The organism is Aminiphilus sp., from assembly GCF_029975095.1.
Taxonomy (GTDB): Bacteria; Synergistota; Synergistia; order Synergistales; family Aminiphilaceae; genus Aminiphilus.
On record NZ_JARKPW010000141.1, the window covers coordinates 1 to 23,605 of the forward strand.

Genomic DNA, 23,605 nt, shown 5'->3' on the forward strand with positions numbered 1-23,605 from the left:
ATCGACGGAGAGATCGTGGCGCTTCTTCGGGAACGGGTCGGGGCGGCAAGGCGGATCGGCCTCGCCAAGGGGGATGGGCCGGTGTACGATCCCGCCCGGGAGGCGGAGGTGCTGGAACGGGTACGGGAACATGCCTGCTCCGGAGATGCCGAACCGGACAGGGCACTTGCGGCCTCTCTGGGGGCGATCTACCGGGAGGTGCTCTCCCTGTGTCGGGGGGTACAGAGCCCGCTGCAGGTCGCGGTGCTCGGGCCCCAGGGTTCCTTCTCGGAGGATGCCGCCCGGACGGCCCTGGGGTCGGCGGTGACGCTGCGGTACCAGGGGTCGATTCCGGACATCTTCAGGACCCTCGACAACGGCGGAGCCGATCTCGGAGTGGTTCCCATCGAAAACACCATCGAGGGGGCGGTGCTTTTCACGCTGGATGCCTTTGCGGGAGCTTCGAAGGACCTTCGGGTACAGAGCGAACTCTCGCTGCCCATCCGACACTTTCTCGTCTCGGAAGCGGCGTCCCTGGCGGACGTGACGGAGGTGCGCTCCCATCCCCAGGCGCTTGCCCAGTGCCGCGTCTGGCTCCGGACGAACCTTCCCGGCGCGGTCCTGGTCGCCGCGGACAGCACCAGCGGCGCCGCCGCATCGGTGAAGGGCCTGCGGCATGCCGCGGCCGTCTGCTCCCGGGGAGCCGCAGTGCACCACGAGCTGCCCGTTCTCGCCGAGCATATCCAGGACCAGCCGGGGAACTCCACCCGTTTCTGGGTCGTGGGAAAGGGGCCGGTACGTTCGGGGCCGAAGAACAAAACCTCCGTGCTCTTCAACGTGGCCCATCGTCCGGGAACGCTTTTCGCCGCTCTCGAACCTCTCTACACCACGCTGCGGAATCTCACCCACATCCAGTCGCGCCCGCTGGCGGGCAATCCCTTCGAGTATCTCTTCTTCGTCGATTTCGAGGGACACGAGGAGGAGGAGACGGTGAAGAAGGTGCTCGCCGCCATGGCGGAGCACTGCACCTTCTTCCGCGTCCTCGGTTCCTATCCCTTCCGGAGTGTGGAGGACCTGTAAGAGTCTACGCTCCCGCTCCGTGAGGCGCCGCTCCGGCCATGGCGCTCTTCACGGAGCGGACGAATTCCTCGAGTGCCGCGACGAGCGCCGGTCTGTCGTTTCCGAAGCGTTCCACGAGGCGCACCAGAGCGCTTCCCACCACGACGCCGTCCGCGTGGGGAGCGATACGGCGGGCCTGCTCCGGGCCATCGATGCCGAAGCCGACCACAGCGGGAATTTTCGTGAAGCGGCGGACCCTTCGGAGATAGTCCTCCAGCCCCCCCGACCCGGTCGCTCCGGTCGTCACCGTGGCGGCGAGCTTGCCGCTGTTTCCCGTGGTGCCGAGAATGGAGACGCAGTAGAGAAACCCCTCGGCGTTTTCGCCGATTTCCCGAAGGCGTTCCTCGGAAGAGTTCGGGGCTACCATGGCGAGAAGGGCGATCCCCTGACGCGAGAGGGCGGCGGCGAAGCGCCCCCTCTCGGAGAAGGGCAGATCGGGAATGAGAACGCCCGCCACGCCCGCGTCGGCGGCGTCGGCGGCGAAACCTTCACCGTAGCGGAGCAGGGGATTGGCGTAGCTCATGAGAATGCGAGGTGCCCGCAACTCCTCTCTGAGCGAGCGGAGGAGTTCCAGCACCGACGCCGGAGAGACGTGCTGCTCCAGGGCGCGGATGCCCGCCGCCTGGATCACCGGTCCGTCCGCGAGGGGGTCCGAAAAGGGAATTCCCACCTCGAGGAGATCCGCCCCCGCTCTGTCCAGCGTGCGGAGAATTGTTTTCGTGGTCTCCAGGTCCGGATCCCCCGCCATGATGTAGGAAAGAAGGGCCTTCCCGCCCGAAAATGCCTGAGAAATCGCCGTGCATCCGTTCATGTCCGTAACCTCCTCGGAGTGTTCTCTCCGTCACCTGTTTTTTCTGTACGCCCGGATTGCGTTATGCCTCTCCGCCGCTTCTCCCCTGCGGAAAAATCATCAGGGGAGCCTGCCCCACCTTCGCCGAAAGGCGCGATTCTCTCCGGGGCGTGCGCGGAAGAGGGCCAGGAAGCAGGTTCTCAGCTCTTTCCCCGTTCCTTCATGTAGGCCAGGATGGTGTCCATGTCCTTGTCGCCCCGCCCGGAGAGATTCACGAGTACGCGGCTCCCTCCGGGAAGGGCCGACGCCTCCCGGAGAACCCAGGCGAGGGCGTGGGAGCTCTCCAGGGCCGGAATGATTCCTTCGAGGCGGCAGAGCGTCTCGAAGGCGTCCACCGCCTCGTCGTCCGTGGCAGAGGCGTACCGGGCGCGTCCCGTGGCGGCGAGCCGGCTGTGCTCCGGTCCCACGCCGGGATAGTCGAGTCCCGCCGAGAGGGAGTGGGCGGGAAGAATCTGGCCGTTCGCGTCCTGGAGGACGAAGGAGTAGGCTCCGTGGAGGATTCCCGGCGATCCCGCCGTGAGGGTCGCCGCGTGCAGCCCCGTGTCCACGCCTCGTCCTGCGGCTTCCACTCCCACGAGGGCCACCGAGGGATCGTCGAGAAAGGCGGCGAAGATGCCCATGGCGTTGCTGCCGCCTCCCACGCAGGCCACCACCAGGTCGGGAAGCGTTCCTTCCCGCTCCAGGAATTGCCGGCGCGCTTCGTCGCCGATGACGCGCTGGAATTCCCGGACCATGGTGGGATAGGGATGGGGGCCCATGACGGAACCGAGGACGTAGAAAGAATCCTCCACGTTGGTCACCCAGTCCCGGAGCGCCTCGTTGATGGCGTCCTTGAGCGTCCGCGATCCCGACAGGACCGGTTCGACCTTAGCGCCGAGGAGACGCATGCGTGCCACGTTGGGCGCCTGGCGCAGCATGTCCTCCTCGCCCATATAGACCACGCACTCCAGGCCGAACCGCGCCGCCGCGGTGGCGGTGGCCACGCCGTGCTGCCCCGCCCCGGTCTCGGCGAGAATCCGCCGCTTGCCCATGCGGGACGCGAGGAGAACCTGGCCGAGGGCGTTGTTGATCTTGTGGGCTCCCGTGTGGTTCAAGTCCTCCCGTTTCAGGAAGACGCGCACGCCGCCGAGGGCCTCCGACAGGCGTTCCGCCGGAGAGAGCGGGGTGGGGCGCCCGCCGAAGTCGGCGAGGAGGAGCCGCAGTTCTTTCTGAAAGGTCTCATCCTTCGCTGCGGCGGCAAAGGCCGCCTCCAGCTCGTTCAGGGCCGGAATGAGCGTCTCGGGAACGAATTGGCCTCCAAAGGGGCCGAAATAGCCGTGTGCGTTCGGGGTCATGAGAGGCACTCCTTTTCGTCGAATTCGCCCCTCCGGGGCGAGGCTTCCCGGCGGGGAATTCCGCCGGAGGAATTTCGGGGAATTGCCGCGCCCGGATCTCTCCGGGGCGCCGTTGCCGACTCTTCGTTCCATGCTGCGACGATGGCGAAACAGCGTCGCAGGAGAACCGGATCCTTTTCGCCGGGAGCGCGCTCCACCCGGCTGTTCAGGTCCACCGCCCAGGGAGAGAGCGCGTCGAGGGCCTCACGGAGATTTTCCGGACCGAGCCCTCCGGCAAGGATGAAGGGCCTCGAAAAGGCGCTCCTGCGGAGCAGCTCCCAGTCGAACCGTTCTCCCGTGCCGCCCGTGCGTTCTCCCCGGCGTGCGTCGAAGAGAATCGTCGCCTCCGGAAAGCACGTCGCCGCGGCCGGATCCGCCGCATCCGTCACGCCGATGGCCTTGACGGCCTTCAGCGGTGACCGGGCGACCAGCTCGGGCGGTTCCTCCCCGGAGTACTGAATCCGGGTGAACAGACCGCTCGCGGCGATGCGCTCCGTCTCCTCCCGCGTCGGGTTCACCACCACCGCCACGGACTCCACGAAGGGAGGAAGGTCCGCCGCGAGGAGCGCCGCCTGCTCCGGCGTGATCCTCCGGGGTGAGGGCGCCAGGATGAAACCCACCGCGTCCGCACCGAGCTCCACCGCAAGCTCCACATCCTTCCGGCGGGTGAGGCCGCACACCTTGATCCGGACTCGGCGCGTCACGGTGTTCCCGCCTCGGCAAACTCCCGGAGGAGCCGCTCCGGTTCCGTCGCACGCACCAGGGCTTCGCCCACGAGCACCGCGTCGGCGCCGCAGCGGTGCAGAAAGCGGGCATCCTCCGGAGAGCGCACGCCGCTTTCAGCGACCACCAGGCGCTTCGTCCCCGGCTCCCTGGAGCGGAGCAGCTCCAGAAGACGTTCCGTGACGGCAAGATCCACCGAGAACGTTCTCAGATCCCGGTTGTTGATGCCCAGAATGGCCGCGTCGGTGTCGAGCACCCGGAGCAGCTCCTCCGGGGTGTGCACTTCCACCAGGGCCTCCATGCCGAGTTCCGCCGCGAGGGAGAGCATGTGCTGCAGCTCCCTTGGATCTTCCAGGGCTGCCGCGATGAGGAGGACCGCGTCGGCGCCGAGAAAGCGGCTCTCATAGAGCTGGAGGGGATCCACGAGAAAGTCCTTCCGCAGCAGCGGCAGTTCCGTGCGTGCCCGGAGTGCTCGGAGAATCTCGCCGTCGCCGGAGAAATACTCCCGGTCGGTGAGAACGGACACCGCGTCGGCGCCGCCCGCCTCGTAGGCGGCGAGGAGCGCCTCCGGTTCCAGGTCGTGCCGGATCACGCCTTTGCTCGGGGAGGCTCTCTTGATTTCCGCGACGACCGAGAGTCCGGGGCGGGCAAGGGCCTTCGCCAGGGATCTCCGGGGCTGCCGCAGTGCCGCCACCTCCCGGCGTTTCGTGGCGAGAATGCGCTCCAGGATCATGCGAAAACTCCCGGAAAGAGCGCCGCCCTGCGGGAGAGGCCGGGCCGCGCCGCGCACTCCTGCGCCGGCACGGAGCCTATGAAACAGGGGTCTCTGAAGGCGTTCTCCCCGGTGGATTTCGGAGAGGACGCGGCGGAGAGGCTCCACTGCCGTGCGGAGGTTCCGTCGCTCCGGGGCTCGGAGGAGGAGCCCTTTCCAACGGGAAGGGCCGCGGCGAGCCGGTCGAGGACGCGCTTCGCCTCGCCGGAATCGATGCTTGTCGCGCCCTTTTCGAGGGCCTTTTTCCAGCGGTCGGCTCTGGTCTCCGGAGTGGTGTCGTCATCGTTCAGGAGGAACGCCGCCGCTGCGTTGAGGAGCACCGCGTCCCGCCTGGGGCCGGGTGTTCCCCGGAGCACGTCGAGAAGAAGGCGTGCGTTTTCCTCGGGGGTGCCGCCCCGGAGTTCCTCCAGGGAACAGCGGGAGAGGCCGAGATCCTCCGGGGTGAGGTCGTATTCCTCGATGCGCCCCTTTCGCAGTTCCGCCACGTGAGTGGTCCCAGTAAGAGAAAGTTCGTCCAGGCCGTCTGCGCCGTGCACCACCAGTGCTCCCCGGAGGCCGAAATCGGCGAGGACCTCCGCGAGGGGGCGGACCAGGTGGGGCGCGTAGACCCCAAGAACCTGATGCGTGGCTCCCGCAGGGTTCGCGAGAGGGCCGAGAAGGTTGAAGAGGGTTCGCATGCCCAGTCCCTTGCGCACTGCCGCCACGTTCTTCATTGCGCCGTGGAAGAGAGGAGCGAAGAGGAAGGTCATTCCCGCCGCGTCAAGGCAGCTCAGAACCTCCTCGGGGGAGCCGGGAAAGGTCACGCCGAGTTTTTCCAGCACATCCGCGCTGCCACAGGTGCTCGAAACGGAGCGGTTCCCGTGCTTTGCCACGGGAAGGCCGCCCCCCGCCACGACGAAGGCCGCGGCGGTGGAAATGTTGAAGGTCCCCGTGCCGTCTCCTCCGGTACCGCAGGTGTCCACCAGGATTCTCCGTCCCGTGTCCACCCGGAGTCCCTTGTTTCGCAACGCCCTTGCGGCGGCGGCGATCTCCGCGACGGTCTCTCCCTTGCCCCGGAGTCCCGCGAGGAAGCCCGCCACCTGGATGTCCGGCACGGCGTTCTCCAGCATGCAGACCATGGCGTGTTCCATGTCGGCGGGGCTCAGGTCACGCCCCTGCACGACCTGTTCGAGGCAGTACCGAAAACGGACCGCATCGGGCAGGGGTGTCCCCGGCGCTGCCTCCGGCCGGGGTCTTTTAGCTCCTTTCGGAGAGGGAGGAAGGGCGGTGGCGGTTTTCTGCAACGCAGGAGCGGCGCGCCCGCAGGTCCGTCGCGGCGCGGGCGGCGTCGTGCGGGGTCTGGAGGCCCCGAGGGCGCAGAAGTTCCGGAGCAGCGTGCGTCCTCCCTCGGTGAGCACCGATTCGGGGTGGAACTGCACGCCGAAGAGCGGATGGTCCCGGTGCCGGATTCCCATGACCTCTCCCGCGTCGGTCCAGGCGGAGATTTCGAGTTCCTCGGGGAGTCCCGCCTGTTCCACGAGAAGGGAGTGATAACGGCCCGCCTCGAATGGAGTCTTGACGCCCCGGAAGAGGGCGCTCCCGTCGTGGTGGACCAGGGAGATCTTGCCGTGACGGGGAATCGGGGCGCGGCACACCGTGCCGCCGAAGACGGCGCCGATGCACTGATGCCCCAGACAGACTCCGAGAATGGGAATTTCGCCCGCGAGTTCCGCCACGAGGCGGGGGCAGATTCCCGAATCGTCGGGGCCGCCCGGCCCGGGAGAGAGGACGATTCGATCCGGGGCGAGGAGCCGGATCTCTTCGACGGTGATGTGATCGTTCCGGACTACCTTCACCTCGTCGAGGACGGAAAGATACGCCACCAGGTTGTACGTGAAGGAATCGTAATTGTCGATGAGCAGAATCATGACCGGTCGCCTCCTTGTGCGGCAGTCTCCAGGGGTGCGGCGACGATCTCCGCGTCGCCGAGGGCGCAGAGTAGCGCCCGTGCCTTGTTCAGCGTCTCCTCGTACTCCGCGTCGGGATCCGAATCGGCCACGATGCCCGCCCCGGCCTGGAGCCGAAGGATGTTCTCCCTGATCACGAAGGTGCGGATGGCGATGCAGGTGTCCAGATTGCCCCGGAAATCCACGTATCCCACGCCTCCGGCGTAGACGCCCCGGAACAGCCCCTCCAGATCGGCGATGATCTCCATGGCGCGGATCTTGGGCGCTCCCGAGACGGTCCCCGCGGGAAAGCTCGCCCGAAGGGCGTCGAGGGCGTCCTGGTCGTCCCGGAGGACGCCCTCCACCTGGGAGACGAGGTGCATGACCCGGGCGAAGCGCTCCACCTCCAGATACTCGGACACGACCACGCTTTCGGGACGGCAGATCCGGGCCAGGTCGTTCCGGGCGAGATCCACGAGCATCACGTGTTCCGCCCGCTCCTTCTCGTCCTTCCGGAGTTCCGCCTCAAGCGCCCGGTCCTCCCGAGGCGTGGCGCCCCGCCTTCGCGTTCCCGCGAGAGGACGGGAGATCACCTTGTGTCCCTGGACGCGGAGAAGAATCTCCGGCGAGGAGCCCACAAGGGCCAGCTCGGGGAATTCCATGCAGAACAGATAGGGCGACGGGTTCGCCGCCTTGAGGGACCCGTACAGCGTCAGCGGGTCCGCCGGAGCCGGACACTCGAAACGATGGGAGAGCACGATCTGGTAGGCGTCTCCCCGGGCGATGTGTTCTCTGGCGGCCTGCACCATCTCTCCGAAACGCTTCCTCGAAACGGAAGGGACCAGGCGTACCGGGCCGGTTTTTCCGCAAGGTGCCCCGTGCGCCGACGGTGCGGGCTCGGGGGCGGCAAACAGTTTTTCGAGAGCGGCGAGGCGGTGGCGGGCATTTTCGTAGCTCCGCCGAAAACGCGCCACATCCTCCGCGGCGTTTTCTCCCCGCGGTTCGGGAGGCTCCGTCAGGACGAGAAGCGTGAGGGAATGCTCCACCGCGTCCGTCACCGCCACGATCCCGGGCACAAAGAGGACCGACGCGGGATGGTCCGGAGAGGGCAGCCTTTTCCCGGGTTGGTCGTGAAAGAGGTCTTCCCAGAGTTCCGCCATCTCGTAGCCGAAGAAGCCCACCACGCCGCCGCAGAAGGGGGGCAGCGTTCCGTCGTCGTAGAGACGCACGCCTGCCAGAAAGGAGCGTAGCGTCTCCAGGAGGTCCGCTCCGGGAAGCAGGGATTCCCGCCCCTCCGCGTCGGTTTCGGCCACGCCTTCCGGAACGGCCCGGAAGATCCGCAGCGGCGCCGCGCCGAGAAGAGCGTAGCGCCCGCCATGGAGGTCGCGTCCGTCCCCTTCGAGGAGAAAAACGCTACTGTCCAGAGTTCGGAGTCTCTCGTACACATTCTCCGGGGACATTTCTCCGAGGGGGAGCCGGAGGGCGAGGGGGATCAGGGAATACTCTCCGGCGAGAGCGCAATACTCCTCCGCGCCTGCTCCCGCCCCCCCTTCTTCCGTCCGCTGCAACGCACCCTCCGCCCGGAAAAACGACTCCTTTCCATCGGGGAAAGGCGTCGCGGTTCTGGATTGCCTCATGTCAGCTCTCTCCTTTCGAAATCTCCGGGATGCGGGCGTTCCGCCTCCGCACCCCTTCTCTGCTCTGCTGTTCTCGCATCCCCCTCGGGGAAATGTCCGCTCGGAATTCTGCCGATCCAAAATACAAACGGAGGGAAGACATCCTCGCGGCGTCTTCCCTCCGTTTTGCAGTGCAAACAGAAAAGGCCGCGAAGAAGATCCCTGAAAAGGGACCTGCCTCCACGGCCTTTTCGAACGCTTCGGATCACCCTTGGGTGATCGGCGCTATGGCGTTCGCTTTATCGGCTCGGGCGGCAGGCTGTTAAGCCCGCCACCACCAGTTTCGAAGAAGAGTCTGTACGTTCACGGAAAATCCTCCCGGAAATCGTTTTGTGGCACTCTATCACGGAGAATGCGGAATGTCAATCCCTGAATGTGACGGTGTGTGACGGGACAGGGAAAATGTCATCCCTGAAACGGGACAGGGATAATGTCATCTGTCATTCTCTGTGGATGATGAGGAGCGAGTGTTTCTTGAACCTGCAAGACGCGAAGAAAGCGGCGGGTCCGGACAGGGTTGCGAAAGGGGAGGGCGCGGCGGCGGAAGAGGCTTTGGACTTGGGCGACTCATGTGAGGCTGCGGTCGTAGCGTTTGATGAGAAGGCGCTTGAAGTCGGTCTTGTCCGACGGGCCTGGACCGTCCAACAGGAACCGAGCGCCCTGTTCTCCCACCCCTTGAATTCCAGCCGGTCGTTGAAAATCCGGTTCGGGATGGTCCAGGCCGGGGCAAAGAGATGTACGGTGGTGTTTTCCCCCTTGACGCAGCCCATGTTCTGACATAGACTCCATTGAGTTAGATATGTCAAACAATCCGGCACGCTTCCGTAAAACACGTCGCATGGCGGAAAAATCCGCTTCGGAGAAACATTCTGGAGGGAGAGTTCATGATCACGGAATCCACAGAAAATCTGCTTGCTGAAATCTATCGTTTAACCCGGCGGGCGCCCCACGCCCACACGAAGGAGATCGCCGCGCGGCTCGGCGTGAGCATGCCCACCGTATCGGCGAAGATCATCCGGTTGGCTGAGGATGGGTACGTGAACCACGCGTGGCGCAGGGGCGTGACCCTCACTGAGGAGGGGCGATGTCTCGCGCTTCGGGTACTGCGACGGCACCGCCTGCTGGAGACGTTTCTCGTGGAGATGCTCCATCTCTCCATCGACGAGGTGGACGAAGAAGCACACCGGCTGGAGCACGTCGTTTCCGACCGACTGCTCGATGCTCTCGACGCGGCACTGGGATATCCCGAAACGGATCCCCACGGCCACCCCATTCCCACGGGAGCGGGACACATGGCGGATCCCGAGTATGGATGGCTCTCCGACGCTTTGGCGGGAGAGCGAGTGCTCGTGCGCCAGGTGAGCGACCGTGACCGGGATCATCTGTGCTATCTGAGGAAACTCGGCGTTGTTCCCGGGGCGGTTCTCTCGGTCCTGGAAAGGGCACCTTTCAACGGGCCGCTCACGCTCGGCATCGATGAAAGGACCGTGGTTCTCGCTCACGTCATGGCGAAGACGATTGCCGTTACGGTTGTCGGTGAGGTGTGCCCCGAAGAGGGGCGCTGCCCGGAAGAAAAGGAGAGACGGACGGAGGTTGTGGTAAATGGGTGCGACATGGGAGGCATGGAAGGCTCGGATGGAGACGCTGCCTGAGGACAGGTGTTCCTTTGAGAAGTGGCTGTTTCTTCAGGTGGCGGGTGTTCTTTTCGCAGGAAAGGCGGGGGAGCTGCTCACCCTTGGAGTCGGTCCGTGCCGATGGGAACTCCGGAGGCAGATCGACCGGGCCCAAGCGCTCGCGCACGCCTGGGGATGTTCTTTCGCGGAGTTGACCCGGGAGGAGTGTTGCGCCCGGGTTGTCATCTACGCCCCGGCGGCTGTGCGAAAGGCGCTTTCCGAGACGCCTCCGTGGGTCTTCGAGAAAATCGGCTACGCCGGGAACCTCGACGGAGAGGCCTTTCTCGCCGAAGTGGGACGGCGCTGGCAGCAGAGCGGGCGGATTCCCCACGAGGTCGGATTGGCGCTCGGCTATCCCGTCAAGGACGTCCTCGGGTTTATGGGCCTGGTCTCCCTTCCGGGGGCAGGCGGATGCGGCTGGAGGATCTTCGGAGACCCCGGTCCGTCGTTGCGGCGCAGCCGCCGTTACGCCCTTGCCCGAGAGCGGGCGGTCGCCTTTCTGGGCGATGCCGGCCGAAAGACGACGGAACGGGCCTTTCGGCCCGCTCCGTCGATGGTGCGTGTTGCGACCTGACGCTTACGCCTTGGAGATGGCGCCCACGGGGCAATGGGGAACACAGCGGACAGCGGAAAGATTGGTGCAGTCGTTGCAAAGGTTCCGGTCGATGACGTAACTCTTCCCGTGTTCCGCGATGGAGATCGCGTTTCGGGGACACTGAGGACGACACGCGTCGCAGAGGACACAGTTCTCGCTGATCTGATGAGCCAAGGTGAACGCCTCCTTTTTTGAATGACCCTTGAGCATGGTCTGAGGGTACAAAATAAGGGGTTGTCAGTCAATAAAAATTTTAAAAATAAAGGTCTCTCTTTCGAGAATGAGGAGGTCCTCTCTGCGTTTTCACGTCCTCCGAAACGGCACTTTTGTCCGCCGGGACCGAGCCGCCGGAGGAGGACAGGCAAAGGAGGTGACGAACATGTAGCGTTTCGTGTCTCATCGCAGTTCTCGGTCGATCGTTGCCGGATCCGCGGGATTTTCGGAAAGAATGCATGAAGGAGGCCGCCATGGCGAAGACAGTCGTGATATTCGGATCAACCACGGGAAACACGGAGTTCGCGGCAGGAAAGATCGGAAGTGCCTTCGGGGAGGCGGAGCTCAAGGCGGTGAGCGCGAAGGCGCTTGAAGAGGCGAAGGAGTATGATCTCCTCATCCTCGGTGCCTCCACGTGGGGGTACGGAGAGCTTCAGGACGACTGGGTATCGGTCGTCAAGGATCTGGAAAAGCTCGATCTGAAAGGCAAGAAGGTGGCCCTGTTCGGCACGGGCGATCAAAGCTGCTATCCCGATACGTTTGTGGATGCCCTGGGCCTTCTCTACGAGGCACTGAAGAACTCCGGGGCCGAATTCGTCGGGGAATGGCCCACGGAGGGATACGAGCATTCCGGCTCAAAGGCCGTGAAGGACGGAAAGTTCGTCGGATTGGCCCTGGACGAGAACAACCAGCCCGACGAAACGGAAGCGAGAATACGAGCTTGGGTTGCGCAGGTGAAAGCTCAGGCTGGAATCTAGAGGAGTGCCGCGGTCACGTTCCTTTCAACGGCTGGGCTCTCCGGAACATGCGAAGAACGGGGCGGCGTAGAAGTGAAGGTGGAATGATGCTCCGAGTGACAACGCCCCGGAGGCATCGATCGCATGCGGAGGTGTCGTCCTTGAAAAAAGCGGCACCGAACGATGACGCCGTGGATCGAGCGCCGCAAAAGAACGGAGAAACTCGTCGGAAGGATGTCCGGACGATGGGGTGCGGCAGAGGGACGTGACGCGGAAGACGATGATGGGAACGCGAGAACGAGAAGGAGGGGGCGGCCACTTTCGCCCCCTCCTTCTCGTTCTCGCGTTCTTCGGATATCCGGCGTGCTGTTCTTGCACCGCTCCCGTCGCAGAGGTGTTCGAACGCTCTTTGTCCCCGCGCCATGAAGGAATGCGGCGTATCCCGAAAGGGTGTGCGCTGTCCCGACGTGGCTGCCCCCGGGATCTCGGGAAAGAAGGCCGAAGAGTGCTCCCCGTCAGGGGCGCATGTATCGGTCTCCTCCGTCAACGGTCATCCTTTCGGATACTGTGTGCGCACGCGCTTTCCACGCCGCCGGCGGAGGAGAAACGCCCCGGGCAGGAGGAGCGGCAGGGCAAAGGGCATGGCGCCGGTGTTGCAACCGCCGCCGCCGCTGCTTCCACCGCCTCCGGAGGAGCGCACGGTGAGGAGGAACTCCTCCTCCGTGCCTCCCACGGCATTTCCGTGGCTGTCGAAGGCGGAAAGACGCACCGTGATGGTGCGGGTGTCGATGTCCCCGGACAGGGGAATGTCATGGCGGAATTCGTAGAGGGACGGCCGGTTGTCGACGCCGAAACGGGTCAGCTCCACCATGCGGTCGAAGGAAACGACCTCCTGCCCTTCCTCGAAGAGCGCGTAGCGTACCGTATTGATGCGGTTGTTCACGGTGTAGGTTCCGTCGGAGGAGACCACCACGTCGGAGAGAGCGGGCTGAATGGGCACGACGACGCCGAAGAGGCTCACGAGCTGACCGGGCTTGGCCTCCACGCCGTCGGCGACGTTCCAGTCCACCTGCTTGTCCGCCAGATCGGGGGAGCAGACATAGTCCGCGGCGGGCACGTTCGAGATGCCGTTTCCCCGGATCTCCGCCCGGGTGAGGACGAGGCGGTCGTCGGTGTTGAAGGGGACGATGGTTCCCTGACGGATGGCGACGGTTCCGTCTCCCACGTCGTAGCTCACGGCGGGATCGCCGATGTCGTAGTGGTGACAGAGCAGCGACGGTGCCCGGAGCCGGAGGGCATGGGCCATGCCGCCGATTTCCACGACCTGGCTGGTGCTTGTGGCGTGGATGTTGTAGAGAATGGCCCGGACTTTTCCGCTCAGGTATTCCAGGGTATCGTTGGGACGCCAGCGGCGTACGATCTCGTAGAAGAGCGAACCGCCTCCGGGGAGGTCCGAGGCGCTCCAGTAGCCCGGAAAGGGGTCGAGGTAGAGGTGAGAACCCTCTGCGGCGGCGAAGGCGGTCACTTTGTCCATGTGGCTCTTCGGACTGAATCGGGCGAGGATCTTGTCCGGCACGGAACCGAAGACCAGAGGAATGCTCACGGAGGCGAGCGGCACTCCCGCGTTTCCCACGGCGGAGAGCGTGAGGGTGTAGTTCCCTTCCTCAAGGTCCGTCGTGTAGGCAATGGCGTAGGTGCTGTCGAAATCCTTCGTTCGTCCTCCCTGGATGACTGCGGCGCAGTAGGTCTCCTGCACCACTGCCCGAATCGCCGGGTCGTAGATGCTCCCGGGCCGGGCCGGGTCGTACACCAGATCGGGAAGGGGCGCTGCCAGGATGTCCGCGGTGGTGTAGGGAGTCCGGCCGTTTTCGTACTCCGTGAGGATCGCCGCTGCCGGCGTGAGCCCCGAGGCGTCCACGGCGCTGGTCACGGTGCGCACCGGCGAGGGGTTGCCTTCTCGGTAGAGTTCGAAACGGACGTTGAAGGGTTGTTCCTCCGGTGTTTTCCCCTCTCTGTCCAGAGAACAGACAACGGTGAAGTCCCGGGTGGGAGCCAGTATCCGACCGCTCTCGGAGGGAAAGAGAACGGACATGCGAAGCGCCTCGGCTTCGCGGACGGCTCCGCAGCAGCAGAGAAGCGTGCAGAGCGACACGACGAGTCTCTTCATTGACGGCCACCTTCTTCTTCGAGATTTTCGAGTTGTAAAGAACGAAAAAATTTTCCCGTCTCCGGGCGGTTTCGGAATGTTCCGGCGAGAGTCGGGCAACCTCCGGTTCGTACCCTTTTCCGCTTCGTAGAGCCTCCAAGCTCCCATAGTACGCTGGAAAAGCTCGTGTTTCAATGCGGGCTACGCCTTCGCACGTCCCGTTGTGTGCTTTTCGGAGACGAACGCAGGGGTGCTTCCCTCTTTTCGTTCGCTCCCGGATGCCCTATCCTAAAGAAAAGATGCGAGGAAACGAGGAGCTAGAGCGGCCCGCTCGTGTGATGTTTCACGATACCGCGCCGTTTCGGAGGGGGGGAGGACCGTGACACTCGACGCGTTCACGGAGATGGCCCATCGCGTGGTGGATGAAATTCCCCCGGTGCTTTGTCGGGGGCTCTCGGGAGGCTTTCTCGTCGTGCCCCAGAGAATGACCGACCAGGGGTATCTTGTGTTGGCTCACTATGTGTCCGAGGGATCCCTCGGAAGCCGTGTCGTTTTCTACTACGGTTCTTTTCGGGAGATGCTCGCGGGCGAACCGCCCGAGGTGTGGGAGGCGGAACTGCGGGAGACCGCCTGGCACGAGATCCGTCACCATGTGGAGAACCTTGCCGGTGTGGACGATCTCGGCATGGAGGACGATCTGCAGATGGAGGAATGGCAGCGCGCCGCCCGTGAAGCGTCCGCGTCGCCCGAAGCGCCATCCCGGAAACGGAGAGGTTTCGGGATGCGCCGGAGGTGGGGGCGGTGAGCGGAAAGCGCGAGGACTCGCGGAAATCGTCGCTGCGACGGAAACGAACCGAGGAGGTGACGAGGCCATGAAGGAGACTGCACGCGGAAAGCGCGTTGCGACGATGCCTTCGGAGGTCATGTGCGGGAACGGACATGTGGCGAAACTGCTCTACGCGTCTCCTGTGGGGGTGCTTGAGATACGGGGATGTGCCGAGGAGGTGATCTTTCTCGGATTTTCCGGAAATCCTCCGGAGAACGTGCCGGAAAAGCAAGGTGTCACCTGGGACGGTATGGAGAGGTGCGGGGATTCCCCGTTGCGGAAAAGGGAGCTTCTCGCCTGCCTGGAACGTTGTGCGCAGGAACTCGACGAATACTTCGACGGAACGAGACGGACCTTTTCGGTTCCGCTGTGCCTGGCGGGTACACCTTTTCAACGTCGCGTCTGGGACGTTCTGCGGGGCATTCCCTACGGAGAGACTTTTTCATACCAGGACGTGGCCCGGGCCGTGGGAAACGAGCGGGCACTCCGGGCCGTCGGAGGGGCGAACAATCGCAATCCCGTGGGCATTCTCGTCCCCTGTCATCGGGTGATCGGCAAGGACGGTCGGCTCGTCGGGTACGGTGGTGGACTCTGGCGCAAGGAGTGGCTTCTCGCTCACGAAAGGTCCCATGCGGAGAAGGTACGGCCATGACGGACGACATGGTCCGCGAGAGGGCGGAAGCGTACCTTCAACTGCTCCGGGAGCGTGGGTGCCGCCTCACCGAACAGCGCCGCATCATCATCGAGACGCTTCTTGAAAACGCCGAGGCCTCGGTGAGTGTCCGGGATCTCGCCGCGAAGGTTCACGAGAAGGATGCTTCCGTCGGTTTCGCGACGGTGTACCGCACGCTCCTGATCCTGGAGGAAATGGACATTCTGCATCAGACGAACCTGGGGGAGGGGTTCTCCCGCTTCGTCCTCTCCGAGAAGGGGGTACATGTTCATGTGCGGTGCCGTGTCTGCGGTGCCGTGACACGACTGGAGCAGGAGGACGCGAAGGAGAAAGTCCTGGAGGAATGGGTCGCCGAAAAGGGATTCTCCCTTGTCCCGCAAAGTGTGCAGCTCGCCGGAATCTGCGAGGAATGCCGGCGAGCCGGACGACGTGAGGAAGACGCGTCGCCCGGCCCCGCTTTTTGTGATCGTGCCGGGCCGATGCGCCCTTTCTGCCGGCGAAGGCGTTTCAGGGGCGAGTTTGCATAAAGGGATCTTTCTCCACGACGCAGCGCCCTCCGAGAACACTCCGGAGGGCGCTGCGTCGTGGAGGGAGCGGGAGCTGCCCGGAGTGCTCCGCGTCAGAGCACTATCGCTCTTTGGAAGGGCTTGACGCATTTCGGGGAAAGGGGTAGTCTCTGTAGTAAATGATAGAGATTGTCATTATCAAAAGGAGGATGTCTCATGATCGCCGTTTCCGCAGAGGAAGCCCATGCATCGAGCGACGTTTCTTCCCGGTTTGCGCGCGCTCCCTTCGTGTTGCTTTTCTCCGACGAGGGGGTCTTTTCCGAAGCCCTTGTCGGCGAAGGAGGAGCCGATTCGGGCGCCGGAGGCACCATGGTACGGAAGCTCGCCGAGCGGGGAGTGACCGACGTGCTCCTGCCCCAGGTCGGCCCGAAGGCCGGGGCCGCACTCGCGGCGGCGGGTATGCGTGCCTGGGGGCTTTTCGGCGACGCGTGGAGCGCCGAGAGAGCCGTCCGGGCGTTTCTCGCGGGAGAATTGCGGGAGATGCCGTTGTAGACATCACACATCGAGGAGGTTCTTCTTTCATGTCCGATTCTGTTGCATCGTCCTGTTCCGGTTGCCCTGAGGCGGCGACCTGCAGCGAAACACCCGAGACCTGTTCTCTGCCCCCGAAGAAGGAAAAGGGCTCGGTGCGCCGGCTCGTCGCCGTGGGGAGCGGCAAGGGAGGCGTGGGCAAGAGTTCCGTCACGGCACTCCTTGCCGTGGCGCTGGCGAAAGAGGGGAAGAAGGTGGGGATTCTCGACGCGGACGTCACCGGCCCCTCCATTCCGAAACTCCTCGGGATACGGGCTCTTCCGGAAGGTTCACCGCTGGGCATGGTTCCTCCCCGGTCGCCGGAGCTTGGCATTTGCGTCATGTCGGTGAACCTCCTCCTGGAGGATCCCGCGAAACCTGTGGTGTGGCGCGGTCCTCTGGTGGGAAATCTCGTGCGCCAGTTCTGGGAGGACGTTTTCTGGGGCGAGCTGGATGTCCTTCTCGTGGATCTTCCTCCCGGGACGTCCGATTCGCCCCTTACGGTCATGCAGAGTCTTCCGCTGGATGGCATGCTCGTGGTGACCTCACCTCAGGAACTTTCTCTCATGGTCGTGGAGAAGGCCATGCACATGACGAAAATGCTGCACGTGCCGCTTCTCGGTCTGGTGGAGAACCTCTCCTTCGCGGAATGTCCGAAGTGCAAGGAGCGCATTGAACTCTTCGGCCCCAGCCACCTCGACGCGTTTGCAGAAAAATGGAACGTTCCCGTTCTCGGGCGTCTTCCCTGGGATCCTTTCATTTCCCGCCTGGGGGACAAGGGGCGGCTGGAAGAGTACGTCGATCTCGCTCAGGGAGATTCTCTCGATGCTCTGGCGACGACCTTTCGGGAGATACTGCAGCTCGCCTGAAGAGAGACGGACACAAGAAGGACGGAAAGGCTCCCGAGACTCTTGGGGAGCCTTTCCGCGTCTTTGATTCTCGGCGGGATATTTTCCCCTGTTGGGCATCAAAAAATGCGCGGAAAGCTCTTGACGAATCCTGACACTCGCTCTATTATTGATATAGATGTTCAATATCAAAAAGGAGGAGTGCAACCATGCCGGGACGCAACGGAACGGGTCCACGCGGAATGGGGCCGGCTACGGGGCGGGGGTTTGGACCCTGCCGTGGTGGAGCGCGAAGGGGGTTCTGCAGAGGAGGGGCGTTTCAGGCCCGAGGCGGTTGGAGTGGCGGCATGCCGCTGTCCCAGTGGGTGCCTTCTTCCGAGGCGGAACGAAACGCCTTGGAGCAGGAGGCGGACTACCTGGAGCAACGCTTGAACCAGGTGCGGAGCCGTATGGCGAGTTACGGGAAAACGGAGGAATAATCGTGACGATGGCGTCGAAGGTGGCTTTCGCAACTGAGGGGGGACTGGTGTCGGCTCATTTCGGACATGCCCCGGTTTTTCTGGTGGTGACCATCGAGGATGGTCGCGTTCTTTCCCGGGAGGAGCACCCCAATCCCGGGCATGTGCCGGGTGCCCTGCCCAAGTGGCTTGCGGATCTCGGAGCGACCTGTGTTGTCGCGGGAGGTATGGGGGAGCAGGCGCGCCGGCTTTTCGAGGCGAGCGGCATCCGGGTGATCGTGGGCGCTTCGGGGAATGTGGAGCGGGTGCTCGAGAGCTATCTCTCGGGAAGGCTTTCCGGAACGGAAAGTTTTTGCAGCGGCAGTGGCACCTGTGGAGACCATTCCCATCACGCTTCCTGAGGAGCGGCGGAAGGTGCCCTTTCGTCTCGCCGTCGCCAGCGGCAAGGGTGGAACAGGCAAGAGCTGTGTCGCCGCGTCGTTGATCCTCGCTGCGGAGGATCGGGTTCTGGCAGTGGATGCGGACGTGGAGTGCCCCAACCTCGGCGGTCTTCTGGACTGGGAGAAGTGGGAGAGCGCTCCCGTCCGTATTCCCCGTCCCCAGGTCGATCCGGATCGCTGCGACGGGTGTGGCGCCTGTGCCGATGCGTGTCGTTTTTCCGCCATGCTGGTCTTCGGCAAAGGCCCCGCCCGGGTGAACGATCTCTGTCACGGGTGTGGCGCCTGCGCGCTCGTCTGTCCTAAAGGGGCGATTTTCGAGGAAGGCGTTCCCGTGGGGTGGATGACGAGAGGGCGCGGACGGGGCAGGGATGTTCTGGAAGGGCGCCTTTCAGTGGGGCAGGCCGATCCTGTCCCCGTTCTGGAGGAACTGCTCGCCGTGGCGGTTGGTGAAGGACGTGATCTGGTGGTGGACTGTCCTCCCGGAACGTCCTGTTCGCTCGTGGCGGCCCTGCGTTTGTGTTCGGAGGCGCTTTTCGTCACGGAGTGCACGCCCTTCGGCGCGGCGGACCTCTCTCTTGCACTGGACGTTGCGGAAGCGCTGCAAAAACCCGCCATGGTGGTGCTCAACCGGAGCGACCTCGGGGACGGCGGCGCAGAGGAACTCTGCCGAAGGCGAAACATTCCCGTAGTGGCGCGTTTCCCCTTTTCCCGCGCTATTGCGGAAGCCTATGCCTCGGGAATTCCTCCCTACCTTGTGGACGAGGCCTGGCGGAGTGCCATGGATGCTCTCTGGGCCGAGCTGAAGGAGCGTTCCCGATGAGTGTCTTGCGGGAGATTGTGGTTCTGAGCGGCAAGGGCGGCGCGGGCAAGACCTGCATCACCGCCTCTCTTGGCGCCGTCCTTCCGGAGGCGAAGGTATTTTGCGACGCCGACGTGGACGCGCCGAACCTGGAGCTGCTCCTCGCTCCGGAAATTCTTGAGGAGGAGCCCTTCGAAAGCGGCCTTCGCGCGGAAATCGATCCGGGTGCCTGCACAGGCTGCGGTCGGTGTGAGGCGGCCTGTCGTTTTCGTGCCGTCGTGGTTCGGGACGGACGTGCCCGGGTGGATGCTTTTGCCTGTGAGGGATGTGGCGTCTGTGCCCTGGTCTGCCCGGAAAAGGCCGTGTCCTTCGTTTCCGTCGTGCAGGGGCGTCTTTTCCGGAGCCGCACCGTTCTCGGACGTTTCGAACATGCCCGTCTCCGGCCCGGAGGGGCCAACTCGGGAAAACTCGTGCAGCTCCTGCGGCGGCGGGCCCGGGAGACGGCACTCCGTGAAGGCGTCTCGGTGCTCCTCGTGGACGGACCTCCCGGCATCGCCTGTCCTGCCATCTCGTCCCTCGCCGGTGCGAACGCGGCCCTGCTGGTGACGGAACCCACCGATTCGGCCCGAGCGGATCTGCTGCGCATCGCCGAGCTGGCCGGACGTTTTCGCGTTCCCTTCGGCATTGTTCTCAACAAGGCGGACCTTTCCCGCGAGGGTGCCCGCAGGACGGAAGAACTCTGTGCGGAGCGCCGCTGGCCGCTTCTTGCTCGGTTTCCCTTTGTTGAAGAAATTCCGCGGTGCATCGCCCGACGAGAGGTCCCGGCGAAACCCTTGGGGGAGGAGCTGCACCACCTCGCGGAACGTCTTTCTCTTTTGCTCACCAAAGCGGCGGAGTGCAGGATGGGAGTGTAGCGGAGGCGCTTGCTCCCGGCGGAAGAAAACGGTGTTTCGTGCAGTTGTGTGCGTTCCGCCTGCGCAAAAAGATTTTCATGGAGTGCGGCGCTCTGCGGCGGTTAGCTGCACTTTCCCGGGAGTGCCTTTTTGTGTTCGAGCAACAGGAACAGGTCCATGCCCGCGGTAGCGGCGGGGCTCCGGCTCCACCTCGGAGGTTTCGACGCACAGTGTCCGTATCAGGCAGTGCTTTGGTCGAGCACGTTCTTTCGGAGAAAGGCCAGGGCCGCCGTCCCTTTTGGGATGGCGGCTTTTTTAGCGAACGGTTGCCCCGGGAAGCGAAGTGTGGTACGTCTCTGGGGTGTTCCGGATAAGAAAGCGGAGAAAATGACGAGGAAAGGAGGGGGAAAGCTATGAACAGGATCGTCGTTGCCGGCGTGTGCGCAAGCGCTCGCCGTGAGGATCCCAAGTCGCCCGTGGAGGAGGGGCTCTTCGACGCGGGCAAAGGGCTGCGAAACGACGCGCACTGGGGTTTTTCCGACAGGCATGTGAGCCTTCTCCGGGAGGAGGACGTGGCTGCGGCGGAGTCGGAGGCGGGGTTTTCCTTTCCTCCGGGAAGTTTGGCGGAGAATTTGAGGATTGCGGGGCTTCCGGAGGACGTGCCTCTTGGAGCGCTTCTCAAAGGTCCCGAGGACACGCCGGTTCTCCGGATTCGGGAGCGTGGCAAGCGAGCGGACGAACCCCATTCCTACGATTACCGGGGGTGGTGTCTGCTGCCGAAGGTGGGATATTTTCTCGAGGTCGTCCGAGGCGGTGTGCTGCGCCCCGGAGACGCGCTGCGTCTCGAAGAGGCGGACGGATCGGGAGAAAACCGCTGAAGGAGTGCTCCGGGGGGGAGTGCTACCGGGATGTGCTCTGGTCGAGGCACTCCACCCGGTTCTTTCCCTTGCGCTTTGCTGCATAGAGGGCCTGGTCGGCCCGGTTCAGAAATTCCGAAGCGCTCTCTCCCCGTCTGTATTGGGTGATGCCGAAGCTGGCGAAGACGGGCATGCCGTCTCCCGCGTCCAGCGAGGCGATCTCTCTGCGGAGCCGTTCCGCCAGGGTGCCCGCGTCGGAGGCGTTTGTCGGGGTCAGGACGGCGAATTCCTCGCCGCCCCATCGGGCGAAGATGTCCGAGGAGCGGATGTGACGCTGCACCAGCTCGGACACGGCGACGAGAATGCGGTCGCCCTCCAGGTGTCCCCGGCTGTCGTTGATGGCCTTGAAGTTGTCCAGATCGACCATGACCAGAGAGAGCGGTCGGCTGTGCTCTCGCGCACGCTCCATCTCCAGGGAGAGAAGTTTGTCGAAACGATGTCGGTTCAGGGCGTTCGTCAGGGTGTCCATGCTCGCGTCCCGTTCGAGTTGACCGATGAGCCGGCGGTTGTTTTCCTCCAGAAGTTTCCGTTCCGTCACATCCTCCAGAATGAGGGCGACCCGTCCTGCCTGGGGGCGATAGAGCGTGTAGGCAAAACAGCGCCATCCCCCCAGAAGGGGCGTCTCTCCGGAGATTCGTTTTCCCGTTCGTGCGACGCGCCGCATCTGTTCGAACAGAAGCTGCGTTCGCCGGGCGAGGTCACCTTTTCCGCCGCAGAAAAACTCGTGGAGATCGGGAAAAAGGGTGGTGTCCCCGAGTCTGTTCTCCAGGAAGGTCGAGAAGAGGATGCCGTTGCCCCTCTCCTGCGGTTCCTGCCCGGTGAGGCGCCGGAAAGCGGGGTTCTCGTCGAGAATGCGGAAATCGTCGGGAGCGCCGCCTTCGCCCGGGAGGAACTCGAAGAGGACGAGGCCGTTGTGCATGGTGTCGAAAAGGGACCGATAACGGCTCTCGCTTTCGGCGAGGGCCTGCGTGGCCCGCAGCTCCGCCGAGACATCCCTTGCGGCGACCAGAAACCACGTGGGAATGCCCTCGAGGTTCGGCACGGCGGAGACGGAGACCTTCAGAGGGAGGAGTGTGCCGTCCCGACGGAGAATTCTGCAGGAAATATCGCAAAGCGCATGTCCTGCAAGAATGCGTTCGGCTCGTTCCGCGGCGGTGCGGTGTTCTTCCGGAGAAAGGAATTCCAGGACGCTCGTTCCCCGGATTTCCTCCGGCGAGGCGGCGCCGAGAAGGTTCGCGAAAGGGCCGTTGCAGAGGGAGAAGGTGAGATCGAGATCGGCGAGAGCCATGGGAAGCGGCGATGCCTCGAAAAGTGCGAAGCAGGCAGGAACAATCCCTCCTCGTTCCGGGGCGGAACAGGAGTGGTATTCCCCGGGTCCTGGTGTTCGTGCCGTCCCAGGGGTACGGTGCGGCGAATCCCTCCGGGGAGAATGGATCGTCTCGACACAGGCTGGTCTGTCGTGCAGTTCCGAAATGAGATGTCACCTCTTGCTGCGCGTGCCACTGCCGTCCCGCCGAGGGCGGCTTTTTCGCGTTCCTTCCGTCATCGTACCCGCTTGTAAGAAAAGCGAGGTCTCCGAAAAGGAGGGTCTTTGCCTCATTCGCCGATGACGTGCGCCCTGTGGCCAGGAGACGAACGAACGAAGAATTTCCGGATAGTTTGATTGAGGAAACAAGGAGCATTATGATCCATAAGGCATTTTTGAAAAGAGTCTTGGGACTCATCTGCTTGTGAGAAGGGCGTTTTCCGTGATTTGACGGAATTTCGACAAAATCGTGTGATGTCCGGATCGCTCAAAGAACAGGATGGTTTCGGCCCGGAGAAGGCGGGAAGAAGCGATCGTATGCGTCGAGATGTGGGGAAAGCGTTGTGTGCGCCAGGGTGTGCAGAAAGGTTTTTCTTGTGTCCGACGATAGCCTGCGACGATGAACCACACTTGTCCGGGAGTGCCTTTTTGTGCTCGATGCGTGTGTTCGATCGGCGGGGTTCCGTCGGGAGAGCGGCCGGCCTGCCGCGGTCGGAGAGCGAAGAGGGGCCCGGAGGCTTCCGGAAGACTCTTTTCATTTTTTCCGAGGTGCTATACTTCGGTGTGTCGGCCCGGAACGTGCGAGCCCTGTGCGGCTCTTCGCTCCGAGGTGCCGGAAACAGGCTCTTTCTCCGTGTTTCATCCAAATTTGCCGAGCGAGGGGGAACTCTTCGGAGAGCCCGGAGAGAAGGGGACCTCCGCCGGAACGCAGGTGATGCATCGTGTTGGAGAACACCCGAAAAGGCATCTACGCATTGCTGCTGGATCTCGTGAGGATTCCCAGCGTCTCCGCCTCGCCCACCGGGGAGAATCAGCTCGCCGCATTCCTCAGGAACCGGCTGGCGGAGCTTCCCTATTTTCAGGAGAACCCGAAGAACCTCTTTCTCGCGGATCTGGAAGGAGATCCGCTCCGTCGCACGTCGCTCTTCGCCTTCGTGGAGGCCGTTCCCTCAACGCCGCGGACGGTGATTCTCACCGGTCACTACGACGTGGTGGACGTGGACGTCTGCGGAGTGCTCAAAACCTGGGCCTTCGACGCCGAGGAGTACACCCGTCGGATCGGTGACGTTCCCCTTCCGGAGGAGGCCGCGCGCGACCTGGCATCGGGAAACTACCTCTTCGGTAGAGGGGTCATGGACATGAAATGCGGCCTCGCCATCCAGGCGGCTCTGCTGGCGGAGTATGCCGCCGATCCGGAAAGGCTAGGGGTGAATCTGCTCTTCCTCGCCGTTCCCGACGAGGAGAACAACTCCGCGGGCATGCGTCTCTCCGTGCCGCATCTGGTGCGCTTCGCCCGCGAACGAGGGCTCGACTATCTGGCCTGCATCGACGGTGAACCCTCCGACGCAGGGTTCTGCGGCGGCAAGGG

Annotated in this window: 25 protein-coding genes and 1 pseudogene; 16 read left to right on the top strand and 10 right to left on the bottom strand. The window is 63.7% G+C overall.

Translation table 11 applies throughout. The features are described 5' to 3' along the window. The coding region (pheA, locus tag Q1K49_RS08590) for a prephenate dehydratase (protein ID WP_300525091.1) at nt 1-1,059 on the top strand (1,059 nt) is incomplete at its 5' end. A gap of 4 nt (nt 1,060-1,063) precedes the next feature. Here the strand turns inward: pheA and trpA are convergent. The 7 genes and pseudogenes from trpA to Q1K49_RS08620 all read right to left on the bottom strand — a co-directional run bounded on the left by trpA (nt 1,064) and on the right by Q1K49_RS08620 (nt 8,378). Continuing rightward, complete coding sequence (gene trpA / locus Q1K49_RS08595) at nt 1,064-1,909, bottom strand: tryptophan synthase subunit alpha (protein ID WP_300525094.1); 846 nt, start codon at nt 1,907-1,909, stop codon at nt 1,064-1,066. A gap of 179 nt (nt 1,910-2,088) precedes the next feature. Continuing rightward, nucleotides 2,089-3,282, bottom strand: coding sequence for a tryptophan synthase subunit beta (trpB, locus tag Q1K49_RS08600; protein WP_300525097.1), 1,194 nt, complete (start codon nt 3,280-3,282; stop codon nt 2,089-2,091). Then, a complete protein-coding gene (locus Q1K49_RS08605; protein WP_300525099.1) occupies nt 3,279-4,025 on the bottom strand; it encodes a phosphoribosylanthranilate isomerase in 747 nt (248 codons plus the stop codon). Before Q1K49_RS08605 ends, trpB begins: the two co-directional genes overlap by 4 nt. Beyond that, nucleotides 4,022-4,777 (bottom strand): indole-3-glycerol phosphate synthase TrpC, encoded by a 756-nt coding sequence (gene trpC / locus Q1K49_RS08610; protein WP_300525101.1) that lies wholly within the window; start codon nt 4,775-4,777, stop codon nt 4,022-4,024. The genes Q1K49_RS08605 and trpC overlap by 4 nt, the downstream gene beginning before the upstream one ends. Next, complete coding sequence (gene trpD, locus Q1K49_RS08615) at nt 4,774-6,099, bottom strand: anthranilate phosphoribosyltransferase (protein WP_366146056.1); 1,326 nt, start codon at nt 6,097-6,099, stop codon at nt 4,774-4,776. The genes trpC and trpD overlap by 4 nt, the downstream gene beginning before the upstream one ends. Before the next feature lie 75 nt (nt 6,100-6,174). Beyond that, nucleotides 6,175-6,723 (bottom strand): annotated as a pseudogene (locus tag Q1K49_RS14910) (aminodeoxychorismate/anthranilate synthase component II); the annotation flags it as partial. Continuing rightward, the gene (locus Q1K49_RS08620; RefSeq protein WP_300525105.1) at nt 6,720-8,378 is read right to left on the bottom strand and encodes an anthranilate synthase component I family protein; all 1,659 of its coding nucleotides are present in this window, start codon (nt 8,376-8,378) and stop codon (nt 6,720-6,722) included. The gene Q1K49_RS08620 and the pseudogene Q1K49_RS14910, both read right to left, overlap by 4 nt. Before the next feature lie 441 nt (nt 8,379-8,819). Here Q1K49_RS08620 and Q1K49_RS08625 point away from each other — a divergent pair, with 441 nt between their 5' ends. From Q1K49_RS08625 to Q1K49_RS08635, 3 genes are all read left to right on the top strand, one after another. Then, the gene (locus tag Q1K49_RS08625) at nt 8,820-9,194 is read left to right on the top strand and encodes a hypothetical protein (RefSeq protein ID WP_300525108.1); all 375 of its coding nucleotides are present in this window, start codon (nt 8,820-8,822) and stop codon (nt 9,192-9,194) included. Nucleotides 9,195-9,301: 107 nt separating this feature from the next. Next, nucleotides 9,302-10,069, top strand: coding sequence for a metal-dependent transcriptional regulator (locus tag Q1K49_RS08630; protein WP_300525110.1), 768 nt, complete (start codon nt 9,302-9,304; stop codon nt 10,067-10,069). Further along, a complete protein-coding gene (locus Q1K49_RS08635) occupies nt 10,020-10,664 on the top strand; it encodes a DUF3793 family protein (RefSeq protein WP_300525112.1) in 645 nt (214 codons plus the stop codon). The genes Q1K49_RS08630 and Q1K49_RS08635 overlap by 50 nt, the downstream gene beginning before the upstream one ends. A 3-nt stretch (nt 10,665-10,667) precedes the next feature. Here Q1K49_RS08635 and Q1K49_RS08640 read toward each other — a convergent pair whose 3' ends face one another. Then, on the bottom strand, nt 10,668-10,859 hold the full coding sequence (locus Q1K49_RS08640) for a 4Fe-4S binding protein (protein WP_300525114.1): 192 nt from the start codon (nt 10,857-10,859) through the stop codon (nt 10,668-10,670). Between the two features lie 293 nt (nt 10,860-11,152). On the opposite strand from Q1K49_RS08640, the gene Q1K49_RS08645 reads away from it, so the two are divergent. Then, complete coding sequence (locus tag Q1K49_RS08645) at nt 11,153-11,656, top strand: flavodoxin (RefSeq protein WP_300525116.1); 504 nt, start codon at nt 11,153-11,155, stop codon at nt 11,654-11,656. A gap of 529 nt (nt 11,657-12,185) precedes the next feature. Here Q1K49_RS08645 and Q1K49_RS08650 read toward each other — a convergent pair. Further along, nucleotides 12,186-13,802, bottom strand: a complete 1,617-nt coding sequence (locus tag Q1K49_RS08650; RefSeq protein WP_300525118.1) for a hypothetical protein — start codon at nt 13,800-13,802, stop codon at nt 12,186-12,188. A gap of 358 nt (nt 13,803-14,160) precedes the next feature. Between Q1K49_RS08650 and Q1K49_RS08655 the strand changes: the two genes are divergently transcribed. The 10 genes from Q1K49_RS08655 to Q1K49_RS08700 all read left to right on the top strand — a co-directional run bounded on the left by Q1K49_RS08655 (nt 14,161) and on the right by Q1K49_RS08700 (nt 20,672). Next, on the top strand, nt 14,161-14,586 hold the full coding sequence (locus tag Q1K49_RS08655) for a metallopeptidase family protein (RefSeq protein WP_300525120.1): 426 nt from the start codon (nt 14,161-14,163) through the stop codon (nt 14,584-14,586). 67 nt (nt 14,587-14,653) lie between these two features. After that, a complete protein-coding gene (locus Q1K49_RS08660) occupies nt 14,654-15,259 on the top strand; it encodes a methylated-DNA--[protein]-cysteine S-methyltransferase (protein WP_300525122.1) in 606 nt (201 codons plus the stop codon). Further along, nucleotides 15,256-15,807, top strand: coding sequence for a Fur family transcriptional regulator (locus Q1K49_RS08665; protein ID WP_300525123.1), 552 nt, complete (start codon nt 15,256-15,258; stop codon nt 15,805-15,807). Before Q1K49_RS08660 ends, Q1K49_RS08665 begins: the two co-directional genes overlap by 4 nt. 195 nt (nt 15,808-16,002) lie before the next feature. Continuing rightward, nucleotides 16,003-16,338, top strand: a complete 336-nt coding sequence (locus Q1K49_RS08670; protein ID WP_300525125.1) for a NifB/NifX family molybdenum-iron cluster-binding protein — start codon at nt 16,003-16,005, stop codon at nt 16,336-16,338. A gap of 29 nt (nt 16,339-16,367) precedes the next feature. Beyond that, nucleotides 16,368-17,225 (top strand): Mrp/NBP35 family ATP-binding protein, encoded by an 858-nt coding sequence (locus tag Q1K49_RS08675; RefSeq protein ID WP_300525128.1) that lies wholly within the window; start codon nt 16,368-16,370, stop codon nt 17,223-17,225. Nucleotides 17,226-17,413: 188 nt separating this feature from the next. Then, nucleotides 17,414-17,683 carry a DUF5320 domain-containing protein gene (locus Q1K49_RS08680; protein WP_300525131.1) on the top strand — a complete coding sequence of 90 codons (270 nt, stop codon included), beginning with the start codon at nt 17,414-17,416 and terminating at the stop codon, nt 17,681-17,683. An 8-nt stretch (nt 17,684-17,691) separates the two neighbouring features. Next, a complete protein-coding gene (locus tag Q1K49_RS08685; protein WP_300525151.1) occupies nt 17,692-18,063 on the top strand; it encodes a NifB/NifX family molybdenum-iron cluster-binding protein in 372 nt (123 codons plus the stop codon). Between the two features lie 13 nt (nt 18,064-18,076). Beyond that, nucleotides 18,077-18,922, top strand: coding sequence for an ATP-binding protein (locus tag Q1K49_RS08690; protein WP_300525133.1), 846 nt, complete (start codon nt 18,077-18,079; stop codon nt 18,920-18,922). Further along, nucleotides 18,919-19,815, top strand: coding sequence for an ATP-binding protein (locus tag Q1K49_RS08695; RefSeq protein ID WP_300525136.1), 897 nt, complete (start codon nt 18,919-18,921; stop codon nt 19,813-19,815). Before Q1K49_RS08690 ends, Q1K49_RS08695 begins: the two co-directional genes overlap by 4 nt. A gap of 392 nt (nt 19,816-20,207) precedes the next feature. Then, the gene (locus Q1K49_RS08700) at nt 20,208-20,672 is read left to right on the top strand and encodes an MOSC domain-containing protein (RefSeq protein WP_300525147.1); all 465 of its coding nucleotides are present in this window, start codon (nt 20,208-20,210) and stop codon (nt 20,670-20,672) included. Between the two features lie 22 nt (nt 20,673-20,694). Here Q1K49_RS08700 and Q1K49_RS08705 read toward each other — a convergent pair whose 3' ends face one another. After that, complete coding sequence (locus Q1K49_RS08705) at nt 20,695-22,185, bottom strand: diguanylate cyclase (RefSeq protein WP_366146057.1); 1,491 nt, start codon at nt 22,183-22,185, stop codon at nt 20,695-20,697. Between the two features lie 773 nt (nt 22,186-22,958). On the opposite strand from Q1K49_RS08705, the gene Q1K49_RS08710 reads away from it, so the two are divergent. After that, nucleotides 22,959-23,605 (top strand): M20/M25/M40 family metallo-hydrolase (locus tag Q1K49_RS08710; protein WP_300525149.1); only part of this gene is annotated, 647 nt, incomplete at its 3' end.

Bases quoted from the DNA above. Each gene is read 5' to 3' on its own strand.
- trpA (WP_300525094.1), bottom strand. From the start codon at position 1,909: ATGAACGGATGCACGGCGATTTCTCAGGCATTTTCGGGCGGGAAGGCC.
- trpB (WP_300525097.1), bottom strand. From the start codon at position 3,282: ATGACCCCGAACGCACACGGCTATTTCGGCCCCTTTGGAGGCCAATTC.
- trpC (WP_300525101.1), bottom strand. From the start codon at position 4,777: ATGATCCTGGAGCGCATTCTCGCCACGAAACGCCGGGAGGTGGCGGCA.
- Q1K49_RS08620 (WP_300525105.1), bottom strand. From the start codon at position 8,378: ATGAGGCAATCCAGAACCGCGACGCCTTTCCCCGATGGAAAGGAGTCG.
- Q1K49_RS08625 (WP_300525108.1), top strand. From the start codon at position 8,820: ATGTCATCCCTGAAACGGGACAGGGATAATGTCATCTGTCATTCTCTG.
- Q1K49_RS08630 (WP_300525110.1), top strand. From the start codon at position 9,302: ATGATCACGGAATCCACAGAAAATCTGCTTGCTGAAATCTATCGTTTA.
- Q1K49_RS08635 (WP_300525112.1), top strand. From the start codon at position 10,020: ATGGGTGCGACATGGGAGGCATGGAAGGCTCGGATGGAGACGCTGCCT.
- Q1K49_RS08645 (WP_300525116.1), top strand. From the start codon at position 11,153: ATGGCGAAGACAGTCGTGATATTCGGATCAACCACGGGAAACACGGAG.
- Q1K49_RS08650 (WP_300525118.1), bottom strand. From the start codon at position 13,802: ATGAAGAGACTCGTCGTGTCGCTCTGCACGCTTCTCTGCTGCTGCGGA.
- Q1K49_RS08660 (WP_300525122.1), top strand. From the start codon at position 14,654: ATGAAGGAGACTGCACGCGGAAAGCGCGTTGCGACGATGCCTTCGGAG.
- Q1K49_RS08665 (WP_300525123.1), top strand. From the start codon at position 15,256: ATGACGGACGACATGGTCCGCGAGAGGGCGGAAGCGTACCTTCAACTG.
- Q1K49_RS08670 (WP_300525125.1), top strand. From the start codon at position 16,003: ATGATCGCCGTTTCCGCAGAGGAAGCCCATGCATCGAGCGACGTTTCT.
- Q1K49_RS08675 (WP_300525128.1), top strand. From the start codon at position 16,368: ATGTCCGATTCTGTTGCATCGTCCTGTTCCGGTTGCCCTGAGGCGGCG.
- Q1K49_RS08680 (WP_300525131.1), top strand. From the start codon at position 17,414: ATGCCGGGACGCAACGGAACGGGTCCACGCGGAATGGGGCCGGCTACG.
- Q1K49_RS08685 (WP_300525151.1), top strand. From the start codon at position 17,692: ATGGCGTCGAAGGTGGCTTTCGCAACTGAGGGGGGACTGGTGTCGGCT.
- Q1K49_RS08695 (WP_300525136.1), top strand. From the start codon at position 18,919: ATGAGTGTCTTGCGGGAGATTGTGGTTCTGAGCGGCAAGGGCGGCGCG.
- Q1K49_RS08700 (WP_300525147.1), top strand. From the start codon at position 20,208: ATGAACAGGATCGTCGTTGCCGGCGTGTGCGCAAGCGCTCGCCGTGAG.